This window comes from Nocardiopsis coralli, assembly GCF_014892575.1.
GTDB lineage: Bacteria > Actinomycetota > Actinomycetes > Streptosporangiales > Streptosporangiaceae > Nocardiopsis > Nocardiopsis coralli.
The window spans coordinates 66,164-83,555 of sequence record NZ_JADBGI010000024.1 but is presented as its reverse complement, the minus strand read 5'-3'; the positions used below and the strand labels follow the sequence as shown (position 1 = coordinate 83,555).

General features: G+C 71.9%; 11 protein-coding genes. 7 read left to right on the top strand and 4 right to left on the bottom strand.

What is annotated here, in order from left to right:
- Nucleotides 1–58: 58 nt before the first annotated feature.
- Both IDM40_RS22495 and hflX read right to left on the bottom strand, forming a co-directional pair.
- Nucleotides 59–1,267 carry an amidohydrolase family protein gene (locus tag IDM40_RS22495; RefSeq protein WP_193124038.1) on the bottom strand — a complete coding sequence of 403 codons (1,209 nt, stop codon included), beginning with the start codon at nt 1,265–1,267 and terminating at the stop codon, nt 59–61.
- 388 nt (nt 1,268–1,655) lie between these two features.
- Complete coding sequence (hflX, locus tag IDM40_RS22490) at nt 1,656–3,185, bottom strand: GTPase HflX (RefSeq protein WP_193124037.1); 1,530 nt, start codon at nt 3,183–3,185, stop codon at nt 1,656–1,658.
- A 336-nt stretch (nt 3,186–3,521) separates the two neighbouring features.
- Here hflX and aceB point away from each other — a divergent pair, with 336 nt between their 5' ends.
- The 4 genes from aceB (at nt 3,522) to IDM40_RS22470 (ending at nt 10,159) form a co-directional block, all read left to right on the top strand.
- Nucleotides 3,522–5,126, top strand: coding sequence for a malate synthase A (gene aceB, locus IDM40_RS22485; protein WP_193124036.1), 1,605 nt, complete (start codon nt 3,522–3,524; stop codon nt 5,124–5,126).
- A gap of 689 nt (nt 5,127–5,815) precedes the next feature.
- Entirely contained in the window at nt 5,816–7,381 is a 1,566-nt protein-coding gene (locus IDM40_RS22480; RefSeq protein ID WP_235997847.1) for an FAD-linked oxidase C-terminal domain-containing protein, read from the top strand.
- Nucleotides 7,382–7,416: 35 nt separating this feature from the next.
- Nucleotides 7,417–8,610, top strand: coding sequence for an FAD-binding oxidoreductase (locus IDM40_RS22475; RefSeq protein ID WP_193124035.1), 1,194 nt, complete (start codon nt 7,417–7,419; stop codon nt 8,608–8,610).
- Between the two features lie 232 nt (nt 8,611–8,842).
- Nucleotides 8,843–10,159 carry a (Fe-S)-binding protein gene (locus IDM40_RS22470; protein WP_193124034.1) on the top strand — a complete coding sequence of 439 codons (1,317 nt, stop codon included), beginning with the start codon at nt 8,843–8,845 and terminating at the stop codon, nt 10,157–10,159.
- A 56-nt stretch (nt 10,160–10,215) separates the two neighbouring features.
- On the opposite strand, the gene dapF is transcribed toward IDM40_RS22470, so the two are convergent.
- Nucleotides 10,216–11,031, bottom strand: a complete 816-nt coding sequence (gene dapF, locus IDM40_RS22465; RefSeq protein ID WP_193124033.1) for a diaminopimelate epimerase — start codon at nt 11,029–11,031, stop codon at nt 10,216–10,218.
- A 1,276-nt stretch (nt 11,032–12,307) separates the two neighbouring features.
- Between dapF and miaA the strand changes: the two genes are divergently transcribed.
- From miaA to IDM40_RS22450, 3 genes are all read left to right on the top strand, one after another.
- Nucleotides 12,308–13,312, top strand: a complete 1,005-nt coding sequence (gene miaA / locus IDM40_RS22460; RefSeq protein ID WP_193124032.1) for a tRNA (adenosine(37)-N6)-dimethylallyltransferase MiaA — start codon at nt 12,308–12,310, stop codon at nt 13,310–13,312.
- A 351-nt stretch (nt 13,313–13,663) separates the two neighbouring features.
- A complete protein-coding gene (locus IDM40_RS22455; protein ID WP_193124031.1) occupies nt 13,664–14,407 on the top strand; it encodes a TetR/AcrR family transcriptional regulator in 744 nt (247 codons plus the stop codon).
- A gap of 13 nt (nt 14,408–14,420) precedes the next feature.
- Nucleotides 14,421–15,698, top strand: a complete 1,278-nt coding sequence (locus IDM40_RS22450; RefSeq protein WP_193124030.1) for a cytochrome P450 family protein — start codon at nt 14,421–14,423, stop codon at nt 15,696–15,698.
- Nucleotides 15,699–15,903: 205 nt separating this feature from the next.
- On the opposite strand, the gene miaB is transcribed toward IDM40_RS22450, so the two are convergent.
- Nucleotides 15,904–17,379 carry a tRNA (N6-isopentenyl adenosine(37)-C2)-methylthiotransferase MiaB gene (miaB, locus tag IDM40_RS22445; protein WP_328807101.1) on the bottom strand — a complete coding sequence of 492 codons (1,476 nt, stop codon included), beginning with the start codon at nt 17,377–17,379 and terminating at the stop codon, nt 15,904–15,906.
- Nucleotides 17,380–17,392: the final 13 nt, after the last annotated feature.

The window sequence follows — 17,392 nt, the reverse complement described above, 5'->3', positions numbered from 1 at the left end:
GTTCCGCGCCAGAATGGTTGCGCCCGCATCGAGGCGGGGCCGATCGGCCCCGCCCGGGTCAGCGGATCGTGCGCCCGCCCTGCCACACGCGCAGCGTCTGCAGGCCCATCGACCACCCGAACGCGCCCTCGTGGTCGGCGTCCCACTGCACGAGGTCGGCCAGGCACCCGGGTGCGAGCACACCCCGGTCGGTCAGCCCCAGGGCGTGCGCGCTGCCGAGGGTGGCGGCGGTGAGCGCTTCCTGCACGGTCACCTCGAACATGGAGATCGCCAGCGACATCACCAGCGGCATCGACGTCGCCCCGGTCTGCCCGGGGTTGTGGTCGGTGCCCAGGCCCACGGGCACCCCGTGGTCGAGCAGGGTGCGCACCGGAGGCATCCGGCGTTCGCGCAACGACGTGGTGGGGCAGGCGACGACGGGGGTACGGGCGCCGGCGAGCGCGAGGATGTCCTGCTCGTCGGTCTCGTGGAGCAGGTCGACGGACGAGCACCCCAGTTCCGTGGCCATCCGCACGGCACCGTGGCGCGGCCGCGAGCAGGCGTGCAGCGTGGTGCGCAGGCCCACCGACTGGCCGACGCCGAGCAGCATGTGCGCGTCCTCGGTGGTGAACTGCTGGTTGTCGCAGTAGACGTCGACGCCGTCGGCCCCGGCGGTGGCGGCGTCGGCGAGCCAGGAGGCGGCCGCGGCGACGTACTCCTTGGGCCGGCCGAAGAACTCCGGCGGAACCCCGTGCGCGGGGAAGAAGGTCGCGTGGATGCGCGGCATGCCGGGCTCCTCCTCCAGGGAGCGCAACAGCCGCACGTCGGCGAGTTCACCGTCGCGGGTCAGGTGGTACCCGGTCTTGGCCTCCACGGTCGTGGCCCCGGTGAGTACCCAGTGCCGCAGGCGTTCGCGGACCGCGTTGCACAGGGTCCAGGGGTCGGTCCCGCGGGTGATGGTGACGGTCGTGGACACACCCCCGCCGGCCGCGAAGATGTCGCCCCGCGACGCACCCTTGGCCCACATGGTGACCTCGGCGTACCGGTCGCCGGCGTAGACGGGGTGGCAGTGGGCGTCGATGAGCCCGGGGGTGACGAGCCCGCCGCCGATGTTGACGACCTCGTCGACGTCGGTGAGGTCCTCGACGACCCCGGGGACCTGCTGCGGGAGCTCGGCGGCGGGGCCGACCCAGGCGATGCGGTCGTCCTTGAGCAGGATCGCCGCCTTGGTGAGCATCTCCGTCCCGGTCCAGAGCCGTCCGATGTTGGTGAGGAGGATGACCGACATGTGCTCTCCGCTCAGCCCCGGACACCGATGGTCATGTGGGCGGCGAGCGGAACGCGGGCGGGCATGGCGACCTCGTTGTCTGGGAGTGGTCCGGGTGTCTGGGGGCGGGCCGACGGACCCGGTTCCGGCGGGGGCCGTCTTCCGGGGCCGTGTCGGGCGGGCGCCGACCGGTGGCCAAAACCGTAGTCCATCCGCCGAGCCCGTGTACACCTCCCTGTGGACCGAAAGGCGAGCGTACCGGGGCATCCTTCGCACAATTGTCCGGTGAACACGGCCGTGTCCGTCCCGTGTGACCTGGGTCAGGACCGGTTCCGGACACACGAACGGGCCCGGGGCGGAATCCCGGGCCCGTGTGCACGTGCGCACCGCCGCGTGTGCGGCGCGCGGCTCAGGCGGTCGTCAGCGTGTACTCGCCGAGCTTGGTGGCCAGGAGCTCGGGCACGAACGCGTGGATGTCGGTGCCGTCCTGGGTGTGCTCCTCCTTGAGGACACGCCCCTCCTCGTAGGCCTTGGCGACCAGGTCGCCGCGCGAGTAGGGCACGAGCGCCCTGATCTCGTGGGCGAGCTCGGGCAGCGACTCGGCCAGCCGGGTGACCAGGTCCGGAACGCCCTGGCCGGTGCGCGCGGAGACCTCGACGACATCGGGGTAACGCGTGCGCAGGGCCTTGAGCGTGTCGGGGTCGGCGGCGTCGACCTTGTTGACCACGACGATCTCGGGCACGTCGGTCGCGTCGATGTCGGCGAAGACCTCGTGCACGGCCCGGATCTGTTCCTCGGGGTCGGGGTGGGAACCGTCGACCACGTGGACGACCAGGTCCGCGTCGGCGACCTCCTCCAGCGTGGAGCGGAACGCCTCCACCAGCTGGTGCGGCAGGTGCCGGACGAACCCGACGGTGTCGCTGAGCGTGAACGCCCGGCCGTCGGGGGTGCGCGCCTGGCGCACGGTGGGGTCGAGGGTGGCGAACAGGGCGTTCTCCACCAGGACCCCGGCCCCGGTGAGCCGGTTGAGCAGGCTGGACTTGCCGGCGTTGGTGTATCCGGCGATGGCCACCGCCGGGACCTCACGCGTGCGGCGCACGGAACGCTTGACGTCGCGGGCCGTGCGCATGTGCGCGAGCCGGCGGCGCAGCTTGGCGATCTTGTCGTTGATGCGTCGGCGGTCGGTCTCGATCTTGGTCTCACCGGGACCGCGCAGACCCACACCGCCGCCTCCGCCGCCACCGGCGCCGCCGGCCTGGCGGGACAGGGTGTGGCCCCAGCCGCGGAGCCGCGGCAGCAGGTAGTTGAGCTGGGCCAGTTCGATCTGGGCCTTGCCCTCGCTGCTGCGGGCGTGCTGGGCGAAGATGTCGAGGATCAGTGCGGTGCGGTCGATGACCTTGACCTTGACGACGTCCTCGAGCTGGATCAGCTGGCCGGGGGTGAGTTCGCCGTCGCAGATGACGGTGTCGGCCCCGGTCGAGGCGACGACGTCGGCGAGCTCGGCCGCCTTGCCCTTACCGATGTAGGTGGCGGCGTCGGGCTTGGGGCGGCGCTGGGTGAGGCCTTCCAGGACCGCTGCACCGGCGGTCTCGGCCAGGGCCGCGAGCTCGGTGAGCGAGGTGTCGGCGTCGGCCTGGGTCCCGCTGGTCCAGACACCGATGAGCACGACGCGCTCCAGGCGCAGGCTGCGGTTCTCGACCTCGGTGACGTCGGTGAGTTCGGTCGACAGCCCCTGGACGCGGCGGAGCGCGTTGCGCTCGGCGAGTTCCATCTCGCCCTGGTCGGGGGCGGTCGTGCGGTCGTCGTAGCGTTCGCCGCCGGTCTCCGTGGTCGGCGCCTCTGCGTTGACCCCGTCCCCGACGGTGATCGCCTCGCGGACGGCGTCCTCCTGGGGCAGGCTGCCCTCGAGAGCGCTTCCGCGGGTGTCAGTTGTATTCATATCCCTCCAGGTGGGTCAACGTCGCCACCGCCGGGATTCTTCCGGTCACCGATCCGTGCGGTGGTCTCTCGATGGTCTCACCGGATCCACCGCGGAGCACACGGGTTTTTACCCGGTGGGTGACGCGTGCCACCCGGTCGCGCCAGGACGTGAGACGATCCCTTCACCGCCACAGCCGAAGAACAGCAAAAGTTCGTTCAGAAGTTTGCATGGGCTTCACTGAGCCGGAAACTTTCCAGTCTTCTGCCTCACGCGCGACGTTGACCACGCGGGTCGACCCCCGATATCTTGATTTCCACATATCAAAAGTTTTTTTCGGATCGTGGAAGGTTTGACATGGGCGCCACACAAGGGGTCGAGATCACCGGCCCCCGGAACGACCGGTACGACGAGATCCTCACCGAGGACGCCCTCGCCCTCGTCGCCGAGCTCCACCGCACCTTCGAGCCGCGCCGGCAGGAGCTGCTGCGCGCCCGCAAGGAGCGCCAGGACCGCATCTCGGCCGGGGAGGACCTCGACTTCCTCCCCGAGACCAAGCACATCCGCGAGGACGACAGCTGGAAGGTCGCCGACCCCGCGCCGGGCATCACCGACCGCCGCGTGGAGATCACCGGTCCGACCGACCGCAAGATGACGATCAACGCGCTCAACTCCGGCGCGAAGGTGTGGCTGGCCGACTTCGAGGACGCCAACACCCCGCTGTGGGAGAACATGATCGAGGGCCAGCTCAACCTGCGCGACGCCCTCGACCGCAAGGTCGACTTCACCTCACCCCAGGGCAAGACCTACGCGCTCAAGGCCGACGAGGAGCTCGCCTCCATCGTCGTGCGCCCGCGCGGCTGGCACCTGGACGAGAAGCACATCCTCGTCGACGGTGAGCGGGTCAGCGGCGGCATCGTCGACTTCGCGTTCTACTTCTTCCACAGCGCGAAGCGGCAGATCGCCAAGGGCAAGGGCCCCTACTTCTACCTGCCGAAGATGGAGAGCCACCTGGAGGCCCGCCTCTGGAACGACATCTTCGTCCTCGCCCAGGAGCGTGTGGGCATCCCGCGCGGCACCATCCGCGCCACGTGCCTGATCGAGACCATCCCGGCCGCGTTCGAGATGGAGGAGATCCTCTACGAGCTGCGCGAGCACTCCGCGGGCCTGAACGCGGGCCGCTGGGACTACCTGTTCAGCATCATCAAGGTGCACCGCACCCGCGGTCGCAAGTTCCTGCTGCCCGAGCGCAACTCCGTGGGCATGACCGCGCCGATGATGCGCGCCTACACCGAGCTGCTGGTCAAGACCTGCCACAAGCGCGGTGCGCACGCGATCGGCGGCATGGCGGCGTTCATCCCGTCCCGCAAGGACGAGGAGGTCAACAAGAACGCCTTCGCCAAGGTCCGCGACGACAAGTCCCGCGAGTCGGGCGACGGCTTCGACGGGTCCTGGGTCGCCCACCCGGACCTGGTCCCGGTGGCCAAGGAGATCTTCGACGGGGTCCTCGGCGAGAACCCGAACCAGATCTCCAAGCAGCGCCCGGACGTGGACGTGTCCGCCGCCGACCTGCTCGCGGTCGACCAGACCCCGGGCGGGATCAGCACCGCCGGTCTGCGCGCCAACATCAACGTCGCCCTGCAGTACCTGGCGACGTGGATGGGCGGCAACGGCGCGGTCGCGATCCACAACCTGATGGAGGACGCAGCGACCGCCGAGATCTCGCGTTCGCAGATCTGGCAGTGGCTGCACAACGACGTCACGCTCGAGGACGGCCCGAAGGTCACCGCCGACCTGGTGCGCACGATCATCGACGAGGAGCTCGTCACGATCCGTGAGGCGCTGGGCGAGGCGTTCGACGAGAAGCTGTACCAGCAGGCCAAGGAGCTGTTCTCCGAGGTCGCGCTGGCCGACGAGTACGTCGACTTCCTGACCCTGCCCGCCTACGAGCGCATGCCGTAGGTCGCCCGGGTCGCCCGGCCCCAGGGCATAGGACCCAGGTACTCGGGGCCGTTCCGCCTCGCGCTGTGCGCGCGAGCGCGGCCCAGCGCCCCGACCCGCTCCGTCCTGGGCGCGAGCACAAGCGAGCGCCCAGGACGGAGCGCCCACGAAACACGTCGGCGCCCAGAAGACGCGCACCACCACAGACCCACACGCCCGCACCCCCTTCGTGTGGCGCACTCGCCGGCGCTCGCACACCACACGAAGCGTCCTCGGGGTGCTCGCCCCAAAACACTGCACCACGCCGGACCTCGCTCCACCCGCGCCATGCGCGCGAGCCCGACCCCAGGAACGTTCACCCCTGGAGCGAGCCCGCCCCGAAGGACGTTCCGTCTCGGGCACCCGTCGGCGCTCGCACACCACACGACGCACCCCCTGGGCGCGCTCCCAGAAGCGCTGCACGTTGCACCAAGCGCCCTGGGCGAGGCGCCCCCGTCCGGCACGGCCGGACGAAGCATCCCTGCGGACCCCAGAACCGGTCCACCACGACCCGTGCAAGACCACCCCGCCCGATTCCAAGAGACGGAACCCGATTTCCGCCGAAGCTCGGGAACCCCTTGCACTCCGCACCTCCCGCGGCCTACGGTCCAAGCAGGTCCCATGCCGGGTGATCCACCTCACCCGCGCCTGACCCGAGGCGGAGGCTCCCCATGTCCCTGGCCGAGCACGAGAACGCGGGAAACACGGGCCGCGCAGCAACCGCGGACGACGCGGGAACCGCGAGCGCCCAACGCCCCGCGACCGCATCGCCCCGCGCCGCGGCCGTGGCCGACCTCGTCCCCCACCTGCGCGCGATCCTGGGCGAGGACGGGCTCCTCACCGACCGCTCCCAACGCCGCACCTACGAGAGCGACGGGCTCACCCACCACCGCGAGGTCCCCGGGGTCGTGGCCCTCCCGACCTCCGCCGACCAGGTCGCCGCGGTGGTCCGCCTCTGCCACGAACACGGCGTCCCCTTCGTCCCACGCGGCGCCGGAACCGGGCTCTCCGCCGGCGCCCTCCCCCACTCCGACGGGGTCCTGCTGGTCACCTCCCGCATGCGCCGCATCCTCGAGATCGACATCGCCAACGAGTGCGCGGTCGTCGAACCCGGCGTCGCCAACCTCGACATCACCCGCGCCGCCGCCCCGCACGGCTACTACTACGCCCCCGACCCCTCCAGCCAGCAGGTGTGTTCGGTGGGCGGCAACGTCGCGGAGAACTCCGGCGGCGCGCACTGCCTCAAGTACGGGTTCACCGTCAACCACGTGCGCGGCCTGGACGTGGTCACCCCCGCCGGCGACCTGGTCCGCCTCGGGGGCAAGGCCGCCGACGCCCCGGGGTACGACCTCATCGGCGCGTTCGTGGGTTCCGAGGGCACCTTGGGCGTGGCCACCCGCGTCGTGGTGAACCTGACCCGTACGCCGGAGAAGACCGTGACGCTCCTGTCCGCCTTCGACAGCATGGACGCCGGCGGGCGCGCGGTCAGCTCGATCATCGGCGAGGGCGTGCTCCCCTCCGCGATCGAGATGATGGACGCGCTCGCGATCGAGGCGGCCGAGGCGGCGGTGGCCTGCGACTACCCCGAGGGCGCGGCCGCGGTCCTGGTGGTCGAGCTGGACGGCCCCACCGAGGAGGTCGACGCCCAGGTCGCGCAGGTCGAGCACCTGTGCGCGCAGGCCGGTTCCTTCGAGACCCGCACGGCCAGCAGCGCCGAGGAACGCGCGCTCATCTGGAAGGGCCGCAAGTCCGCGTTCGCCGCCGTGGGCCGCATCAGCCCCGCCTACATCGTCCAGGACGGCGTGGTCCCGCGTACCGCCCTGCCCGAGGTCCTGCGCCGGATCACCGAGCTCTCCGCCGACTCCGGCATCCGGGTCGCCAACGTCTTCCACGCGGGCGACGGGAACCTGCATCCCCTGGTGCTCTTCGACGACGCCGAACAGGGCGCGTGGGAGCGGGCCGAGGAGGTCTCCGCGCAGATCCTGGACCTGTGTGTCGAGCACGGGGGTTCCATCACCGGCGAGCACGGCGTGGGTGTGGACAAGGCCTGCAAGATGCCGCGCATGTACGGGCCCGACGACCTGGAGACCTTCGACCTCTTCCGGCGGTCCCTCGACCCGGACGGCACCGCCAACCCCGAGAAGCTCCTGCCCACCCCGCGCCTGTGCGGGGAACAGCCGGGTGTGCAGCGGGACGTGCATCCACTGGTGGCCTCCGGGCACGCCGAGCAGTTCTGACCCGCCGGACCGACGACCACGGAACGGAACGTGACATGGCTGGATCCTCCCGGACCCCCATCCCGGTCGTGCGGGACGGCACACCGCAGGACACGGTCGGCGGACTCGCACCCGCGCGGGTCGCCGAACCGTCGAGCACCGAAGAGCTCTCCCGGACCCTGACCGAGGCCGCCGGCGAGGGCCGCGCCGTCACCCTGCGGGGAGGCGGCACCGCACAGGACTGGGGCCCGCCCCCGCGCTCGCTCGACCTGCTCGTCGACACCTCCCGCCTGTCCTGGATCGACCACGACCCCGGCGACCTGGTCGTCGAGGTGGGCGCGGGCACCCCCGTCGCCGACCTGTACGCCCACCTGGCCAAGGAGGGCCAGCGCCTGTCGTACGACCCCGTCCGCGCGGGCGGGACCGTCGGCGGGGCGGTGGCCACCGGGGCGAGCGGGCCCCGGCGCCTGCTGCACGGGGCCCTGCGCGACCTGGTGATCGGGATGACGGTCGTGCGCCCGGACGGTGTGGTGGCGCGCAGCGGCGGACGGGTGGTCAAGAACGTGGCCGGCTACGACCTGGCCAAGCTCCACACCGGCGGACACGGAACCCTGGGGGCGGTGGCCTCGGTAGCCTTCCGGCTCCAGCCCGAACCGGCGGCGTTGCGCCTGGTCGAGGCCGAGTTCGAGGACCGTGCCGGGGCCGAGCGGGCGCTGGCTCAGGTGCGGGAGAGCCCGGTCGTGCCCTCGGCGGTGGAGCTCTCCGCAGCCCCCGGAACCCCCTTCTCCCTGAAGGCGGTGCTGGAGGGCACCCCGGACGGCCTGCGCCCGCGCGCCGACCGGGCCGTGCAGGCGATGGGTCAGCACGCGCAGGTGCACGAGGGCCTGCCGTCGGGGTGGGGGCTGCGGCCCACATCCGGTCCGCTGGCGTGGCTGTCGGTCCCGCCCGCGGAGTCGGTGGAGGCCGCCGCGCTGCTGGGCCGCCGTGTCGGGGTGGAGGGGTGTGCACCGCGGGGCGCGCTGCACCTGTCCTGGCCGGAGGGGACCCCGCCCGCGGAGGTGGCGTCGGTGCTGGAGGAGGCGCGCGCACGCCCGGAGTGGGCGGCGACCCTGGTCCGCGCCGATCCGGGGACGGACGAGGCGGTGGACCGATGGGGCGAGGTGCCCGGCCTGGCGTTGATGCGCGCGGTCAAGGACTCCTTCGACCCCGACCACCGGTTCGCGCCCGGACGCGGGCCCGGCGGGACATGAGCCCGGGTGCGGTCGGGGCCGGGCCCCGCCTGCCTCGGTCCCACCCGTCACCGGCAGGGGCCGGGGGACCGCCCTCTCCCCGGCGTCCGACGTACGCACCCGTTCCATGGTCCCCTCCCGCCCCCGGCGCCCTGAGCACCCGGGCGGGACCGCCACACAACAACGGTCCACGTGCCCCGATCCGAGCCCTGACCCGAGCCCCGAGCGAGCCCCACCCGACGAGGGAGCCCACATGACCGAGCCGATCTCCGGTGACACCGACCAGCGTTTCAGCGAGCTCCTCGACGACTGCGTGCACTGCGGGTTCTGCCTCCCCACGTGCCCGACCCACGTGCTGTGGGGGCAGGAGATGGACTCCCCGCGCGGCCGGATCCACCTCATGGAGCAGATGCACGAGGACGACGTCCTCACCCAGGCGGCGGTCGGCCACTTCGACAACTGCCTGGGTTGCCTGGCGTGTGTGTCCGCGTGCCCGTCGGGGGTGGCCTACGACGCGCTGATCGACCACACGCGCCACAAGGTCGAGGAGCAGCACGAACGCCCCGTGCCCGAGCGTGCGCTGCGGGGCGCGGTCTTCTCGCTGTTCCCGTACCGCGCCCGGCTCCGGATGATGCGGGGACCCTTGCGCGCCTACCAGGCCACGGGTGTGGGCCGGGCGCTGCGCAAGAGCGGGGTGCTGGACCGCATCTCCCCCACCCTCGCGACGATGGAACGCATCGCCCCGCCGCTGTCGTCACCTCCGCCGCCCCTGCCGGAGTTCGTGCCCGCTGTGGGCAGCCGCCGGGCGCGGGTGGGCATGCTCGTGGGGTGCGTGCAGGGGGCGTTCTTCCCCGAGGTCAACACGGCCACGGCCCGGATCCTGGCGTTGGAGGGATGCGACGTGGTGATCCCGCGTTCCCAGGGCTGCTGCGGGGCGCTGTCCGGCCACTCGGGGCGCCTGGACGAAGCGGCCCGGTTCACGCGCGCCCTCGTGGAGGTCTTCGAACGCGCCGATGTGGAGCGCGTCGTGGTGAACTCGGCCGGGTGCGGGTCGAGCATGAAGCACATGGACCGGACCCTGGAGGAGGCCGGTGCCGACCCGGCGTGGGTGCGCCGTGCCCGTGCGGCCTCGGAGAAGGTCGTCGACCTCACCGAGTTCCTGGCCGACCTGGGGCCGCAGGCCGAACGCCACCCGCTGCCGGTGCACGCGGCCTACCACGACGCCTGCCACCTGTCGCACGGCCAGGGGGTGACGTCGGCGCCGCGGGAACTGTTGGCGCGGATCCCCGAGCTGACCGTCTCCGACCTCCCGAACAAGGAGATCTGCTGCGGGTCGGCGGGGGTGTACAACCTGTTCAACCCGGAGCCGGCCGCGGAGCTGGGCGACCGCAAGGGCCAGGACGCGGCGGCCACGGGGGCGCAGGTGCTGGTCTCGGGCAACCCGGGGTGTTCGATGCAGATCGGTTCGGCCCTGGAACGCGCGGGGACGCCGATGCCGGTGGCCCACACCGCGCGTGTGCTGGACGCGTCGTTGCGCGGTCTGGGTACCGAGGTGCTGCTGGGCCCGTAGCGGGCCGGGTGACTGCTCAGCCCCCGCCCGGCCGGGGCCGGTGTCGGAGCCGGGGGTCAGGCCAGGTAGGTCTCGCCCTCGGCGACGATGACCGCGGGGCCGCGCAGCCGTGCGCCGGAGGCGTCGAGCAGGACGGTGCACTCGCCGCCGGGCACTCGCACCTTCCACGTCGCGCTCTCCCCGCTGGGGGTGGCGGCGGACGCGGCGGCCACGATGCCGGTGCCGCAGGAACGGGTCTCGCCGGAACCGCGTTCGAAGACCCGCATCTCCAGGGATCCGGGGCCGGTCCGGGCGTAGACCTCGACGTTGGCGCCCTCGGGGAACGCCTCGGAGTCCAGGACGGGCGGTTCGCTCAGGTCCACGTCGGCGACCGGACCGGTCACCTCGCACGCCAGGTGGGGGTTGCCGACCGAGATCTGGGCGCCGTGCACCGCCTGGCGGGCCAGCTTCGCCGAGGAGGAACCCTGCATCTCGACGCGGCCCATGTCGGCCGTGACCTGGCCGTCCTCCTCGATCGAGACCTGCTTGGCCCCGTCGCGGGTGCCGACCTCGAAGCGGTCCTCGGAGACCAGGCCGGCGTGCAGGAGGTAGCGCGCGAAGACCCGGACCCCGTTGCCGCACATCTCGGCGACCGAGCCGTCGGCGTTGCGGTAGTCCATGAACCACTGGGGACGCTCGCCCGTGCGTGCGGCCGGTGCCAGTGCCTCGCCCAGGGCGTTGGTGCGCACCACGCGCAGGATCCCGTCCGCGCCCAGGCCGGCGCGTCGGTCGCACAGCAGACGGACGGTCTCCTCCGTGAGTTCCAGCTCCCCGTCGGGGTCGGGGAGGATCACGAAGTCGTTCTCTGTTCCGTGGCCCTTGGCGAATCGCATGCCTTCAATACTAGGGCGCACGTCGGGTCCCCTGGTTCGCCCAGGAACCGGCACCACCGGGACGCTCCGCCTCCCGCGCAAGGACACCCCCACAACGCCCCGCCCTCACCACTCACCGGCCACCCAGGAAACGCTTCGCCCTAACCGCACACCGCCACCACAGGACGCTCCACCCCAACTGCGCACCGCCCCCAAGAAACGCTCCGCCTCGGGCGCGAGCGCCACCATCAGAACGCTCCGCCTCGGGCGCGAGCCCTAGCGAGTGCCCGTGGCGGAGCGCAAAACCCGCACCCCCCCCAACCCGCACCTCCACAGCAACCCCAGACACCCACCCCCCCTTCACCCACCCGCACCCCAGGAACGCCTTAGATCACGCGCCAGCACCACCCCAGGACGCTCCACCCCAACCGCACACCGCCACCACAAGAGCGCTTCGCCTCCCGCACGCCGCCACCACAGGAACGCTCCGCCTCGGGCGCGAGCCCTAGCGAGTGCCCGTGGCGGAGCGCAAAACCCGCACCCCCACCAACCCGCACCTCCACAGCAACCCCAGACACCCACAACCCCTTCACCCACCCGCACCCCAGGAACGCCTTAGATCACGCGCCAGCACCACCCCAGGACGCTCCACCCCAACCGCACACCGCCACCACAGGAGCGCTTCGCCTCCCGCACGCCGCCACCACAGGAACGCTCCGCCTCGGGCGCGAGCCCTAGCGAGTGCCCGTGGCGGAGCGCAAAACCCGCACCCCCACCAACCCGCACCTCCACAGCAACCCCAGACACCCACCACCCCTTCACCCACCCGCACCCCAGGAACGCCTTAGATCACGCGCCAGCACCACCCCAGGACGCTCCGCCCCAACCACACACCGCCACACAGGAACGCTCCGCCTCGGGCGCGAACGCTGGTGAGTGCCCGTGGCGGAGCGCAAAGCCCACACCCCCGCAAACGTTCACCCGCCAGCAAGCCCTCAGGCACGCCGCCACACAAGAGACGCCCCCTCACCACTCAGCGCCACCCAGGCGACGCCCCGCCCCCTCGCGAATGCTCGCCCCCAGAAACGCTCCGCCTCGGGCGCGAGCCCTAGCGAGTGCCCGTGGGGGAGCGCACAACCCCCACCCACCGAGCCCCACACCCCGGCGCACACCCGAAGCCGACGGCCCTGCCCGGGGAACGCCCCGCCCGGCAACAGGCCCCTCCGTCACCGCCCCCGGTGACCCCGTGTGGCCGACCCCGCAGCGGGGAGTGTGTCGGCATGGCTACGCTGGGGCCATGATCAAGGTGATCGCGGTCGTCGGGCCGACCGCTGTGGGCAAATCGGACCTCGCCGTCGAACTGGCGCTGCGGCTGGAGGAACGCGTGGGTCGGCGCGGAGAGGTGATCAACGCCGACTCCATGCAGCTCTACCGGGGCATGGACATCGGCACCGCCAAGGTCGGCGAGGCCGAGCGCCGCGGGGTGCCCCACCACCTGTTGGACGTGTGGGAGGTCTCCGAACCCGCCGACGTCGCCAGTTACCAGACCATGGCGCGCGAGCGCGTCGAGGAACTCACCGACCAGGACGTCCTCCCGATCCTGGTGGGCGGCTCGGGCCTGTACGTACGTGCGGTGCTCGACCACCTCAACTTCCCGGGCACCGACCCGGATGTGCGTGCCCGTCTGGAGGCCGAGCTCAACGAGGTCGGCCCCGGGGTCCTGCACGCGCGCCTGGCCGACGTCGACCCGGCCGCGGCGCGTTCGATCCTGCCGGGCAACGGCCGCCGCATCGTGCGCGCGCTCGAGGTCGTGGAGCTGACCGGGGAGCCGTTCACCGCGAACCTTCCGGACCACTCCTCCTTCTACCCCTGCCTGCAGTTGGGCGTCTCCGCACCACGCGAGCAGCTGGACGAGCGCATCGACCTGCGTGTGGACCGCATGTGGGAGCAGGGCCTTGTGGAGGAGGTCCGCGAACTCGACAAGGTTGGGCTGCGCGAGGGCCGCACCGCCTCTCGTGCTCTGGGGTACTCGCAGGCCCTGGCCCAGTTGGACGGGGAGATGTCGGAGTCGGAGGCCCGCGCGGCCACGGCCCAGGCCACGCGCAAGTTCGCCCGGCGCCAGGAGTCGTGGTTCCGCCGCGACCCGCGTGTGACGTGGCTGCCCCATGACGCCGAGGACCTCGTGGAGCGCGCCCTGCACCACGTGGAGAAGGCGCTGTCGGGTGCGGAGGAGGAGTCCTCGGGCGAGGCCCTGGTGGACGTGTCCACGCTGCTGCCGACGGGCCGCCTCGGGGTGGACTGACCGCCCGCCCCACCCCTCGACCACAGGAGCGCCGTATCCCGCCCCGGGGTGCGGCGCTCCGTCGTTCCACCCCCACCAGCGCCCCTTCCTCCGCCAAGACGGCTCCGTCGTTGTGCGCCCCGACCCACCAGCGCCTCCGCCCCCACCAGCTCCCCTCCGACCTGGCCGCCCCCGGCCATCACCACCGCTCCCCTTGCCGCGGACCCCCGCCTCCGCTTATCGTGACTTCGTGACCAACTTTGAAATCTGGTCACGAAGTCACGGGAAGGGGGTGCGGCGATATGGTCGTCAACGCTGCACACCGCGGAGGCCGCAGCGCTTCCGCGCCCCACCGACCCACAGGAGCACCGCGTGGTCCAGTCCGCCCGTTCCCGACGTTCACCGCAGGCCCGTGCCGAACGTGCCGACCGCATCCTCGACGCCGCCGCCGACCTGATGGTCGTGCTGGGTCCGGCCAAGATCACCATCGAGGACGTCGCACGCCGGGCAGGGGTCGGCAAGGGAACGGTCTACCTGCACTTCCCCACCAAGGAGGTGCTGTTCCTGGTGGTGCTCATGCGCACCCAGGCCGAGACCGCGGCGCGCATCGTCAGGGTGATGGGGGAAGATCCCGTCCAGATCCTGCCGAGCAGGGTCGGGGCGACCTCCCTGGAAGCGTTCGGGGACTCCCCGCTACTGCAGAAGGTCTTCATGGCCGACACGGGGATGCTCGGCACGGTCAGCGAGACCGCCGCCGCCGAGGGAGGAGAGGTCACGGATCAGCGCCTGAACGACCTCGAGGCCTACTTCCACCTGCTGCGCGAGCACGGCCTGGTACGCACCGACCTGGCCCGCGAAGAGCTGTTCCACATCTTCGGCACGACCATCACCGGCTTCCTCATGTACCCGCCCCTGCTCGAGAGCCAGGGGCGCAACGTGCCCACGAGGGAGCGCCGCACACAACTGGCCGCCGACGCCCTGAGCCGATCCCTGGGCGAGACCGACGACCCCGAAGCCCTGAGCACCGCCTGGCCGCAGGTCGTGGGCCTGTTCGACAACACGGTCCAGCGGGTCCGGGCCGAGATCGACCGCTACCGCAACGTCCGACGCGAATGACCCTGGAGGGGCCATGACCGCCACCCGGCCACAGACCACGCACGACCCCATCGACCTGACCGACCCCGAGTTCGCCGAGGACCCCTTCCGCACGATCGAACGCATCCGTTCGGCGGGACGCGTCGTCCGGGGCCGGTTCCTCGACACGTCCGAGGTGCTGCTCGTGGCCGGCGACGAGGAGGTGCAGGCGGTGCTCTCCGACCGCAGGTTCGTCGTCGACCCCGACAACGTTCCCGGCGGGGACACCGAGAACCGGCGGGCGGAGATGATGCGCATGATGGGGGTGCGTGCGGACCTGGTCTCCTACCTGACCGACACCATCCTCGACAAGGACGGCGTCGACCACGTGCGCCTGCGCAAGCTCGTCTCGCGCACCTTCACCGTCCGCAGGGTGAACGAGCTGCGCCCCCGCATCCGCCGGGCCGCCGAGGAGCTCCTGGCGGCTCTGCCCGAACACGCCGAGGCCGACGGAACGGTCGACCTCCTCGCGCACTTCGCCTACCCGCTGCCGATCACGGTCATCGGCGACCTGGTGGGGGTCCCGACCACGGACCGGGCCCGCTGGCGGGCATGGAGCGACCAGCTGGTCGGCTTCGACCGGAGCGACCCCTCACAGCTCAACGACGCCATGGGCGCGGCCGTCGAGCACGCCCGGCACATGATCGCCGAGCGCCGCGAGACCGAGCACGACGACCTGTTGGGCGCCCTGGTCCGGACCCGCGACGAGGACGGAGACCGCCTCACCGAGAGCGAGCTCATCACCCTGGTCTTCACCCTGATCATCGCCGGGTACGAGACCACGGCCCACCTCATCGGCAACGGGACCCGGGCCCTGCTCGAGCACCCCGAGCAGTGGGAGATGCTCCGCTCGGACCGGGACCTCATGCCCGCGGCCGTGCACGAGATGCTGCGCGAAGGCGGCACGGCGCTGCTGACCCGCCCGCGTTACGCCGCCGAACCCCTCGAGATCGGCGGAACGGAGATCGCCGCGGGGACGGCCGTCATCGCCGTCATCGCCGGGGCCAACCGCGACCCGGACGTGCACGAGGACCCCTACCGCTTCGACATCACCAGGCACCACGGCCGGCCGGGCGAGGCGCACCAGGCGTTCAGCCACGGCATGCACTACTGCCTGGGGGCCGCCCTGGCACGCACGGAGGGCGAGGTGGCCTTCGACGCCCTGCTGTCGGCCTACCCGGACCTGTCCCTGGTGCCCGGGCGTCCCCCGCGGAGGCAGGTCGTGCCGGCCGCGCTGCGTCTGGAGGAACTCCCGGTGCGCCTGGGCACCTGAGTCCCGGCCTCCTGCGCCCTGAGGCCTGCGGCCCGAAGCCCGCGCCCTGAGTCGGCGACCTGAACCCGCCGAGCCGCACCCGCCGGGAACACGCACACGACCGGGGCCGGCCCCTCATGTGGGACCGGCCCCGGTCGTCGTACGGCCACGGGCGGCGAGCCCGTGACCCTTGCCGCGCGGGGACCGAACACCCCCGGCAGCGGTGTCAGTCGATGCTGCAGCAGCCCCCCGCGGGCGCGGCCGGCTCCTCGGCCGGCTTGCCGATGGCGGGCATGCCCAGCAGCACGTCCGGCGCGCTCTGCTGCACCGGGCGCCCGTTGCGGGCGTCCCAGGCGTCACCGGCGCGGGTGCGGCGCAGGGCCCGCACGCCGGAGTCGGCGACCAGGTGGTGCGGTGCGGCGTAGGTGACCTCGACGGTGACGGTGTCACCCGGTCGCGGCTCCTCGTCGCCCTCGGCCAGGGAGAAGTGCACGAGGCGGTTGTCGGGCGCGCGCCCCGACAGGCGGCGGCGCTCGTCGCTCTTGCGGCCCTGGGACTCGGCGACCAGCAGCTCGACCTCGCGCCCGACGATCTTCCGGTTCTCCTCCAGGGAGATCTGGTCCTGCAGGTCGACCAGGCGCTGGTAGCGGTCCTTGACCACGTCGGCGGGGACCTCGCCGTCCATGGTGGCGGCGGGGGTCCCGGGGCGCTTGGAGTACTGGAACGTGAAGGCCTGGGAGAACCGGGCCTCACGCACCACGTGCAGCGTCTCCTGGAAGTCCTCCTCGGTCTCGCCGGGGAAGCCCACGATGATGTCGGTACTGATCGCGGCGTGCGGCAGCGAGGCGCGCACCTTCTCCACGATGTTGAGGAAGCGCTCCTGCCGGTAGGAGCGGCGCATGTCCTTGAGCACCTTGCTCGAGCCCGACTGCAGCGGCATGTGCAGCTGCGGCATGACGTTGGGGGTCTCGGCCATGGCCTCGATGACGTCATCGGTGAAGTCGCGCGGGTGGGGCGAGGTGAAACGCACCCGCTCCAGCCCCTCGACCTCACCGCAGGCGCGCAGGAGCTTGGAGAAGGCCTGGCGGTCGCCGAACTCACTGCCGTAGGCGTTGACGTTCTGGCCCAGCAGGGTCACCTCGGTGACACCCTCCTCGACCAGGGCGCGCACCTCGGCGAGCACGTCGCCGGGGCGGCGGTCCTTCTCCTTGCCGCGCAGCGACGGCACGATGCAGAAGGTGCAGGTGTTGTTGCACCCGACCGAGATCGACACCCACGCCGCGTAGGCCGACTCGCGCCGGCTGGGCAGCGTCGACGGGAAGTGTTCGAGGGACTCGGCGATCTCGACCTGCGCCTCCTTCTCGATGCGCGAGCGCTCGAGGAGGGCAGGCAGGGACCCGATGTTGTGCGTGCCGAAGACCACGTCCACCCAGGGGGCGCGGCGCACGATCTCGCCGCGGTCCTTCTGCGCCAAGCAGCCGCCCACGGCGATCTGCATCCCGGGGTTGCGGTCCTTGACCGGCCGCAGGTGCCCGAGGTTGCCGTAGAGGCGGTTGTCGGCGTTCTCCCGGACCGCGCAGGTGTTGAAGACGACGATGTCGGCGGTGGTGTCCTCGGCTGCGCGCGCGAACCCCGCGTCCTCCAGCAGACCGGAGAGGCGCTCGGAGTCGTGGACGTTCATCTGGCAGCCGTAGGTCCGCACTTGGTAGGTACGA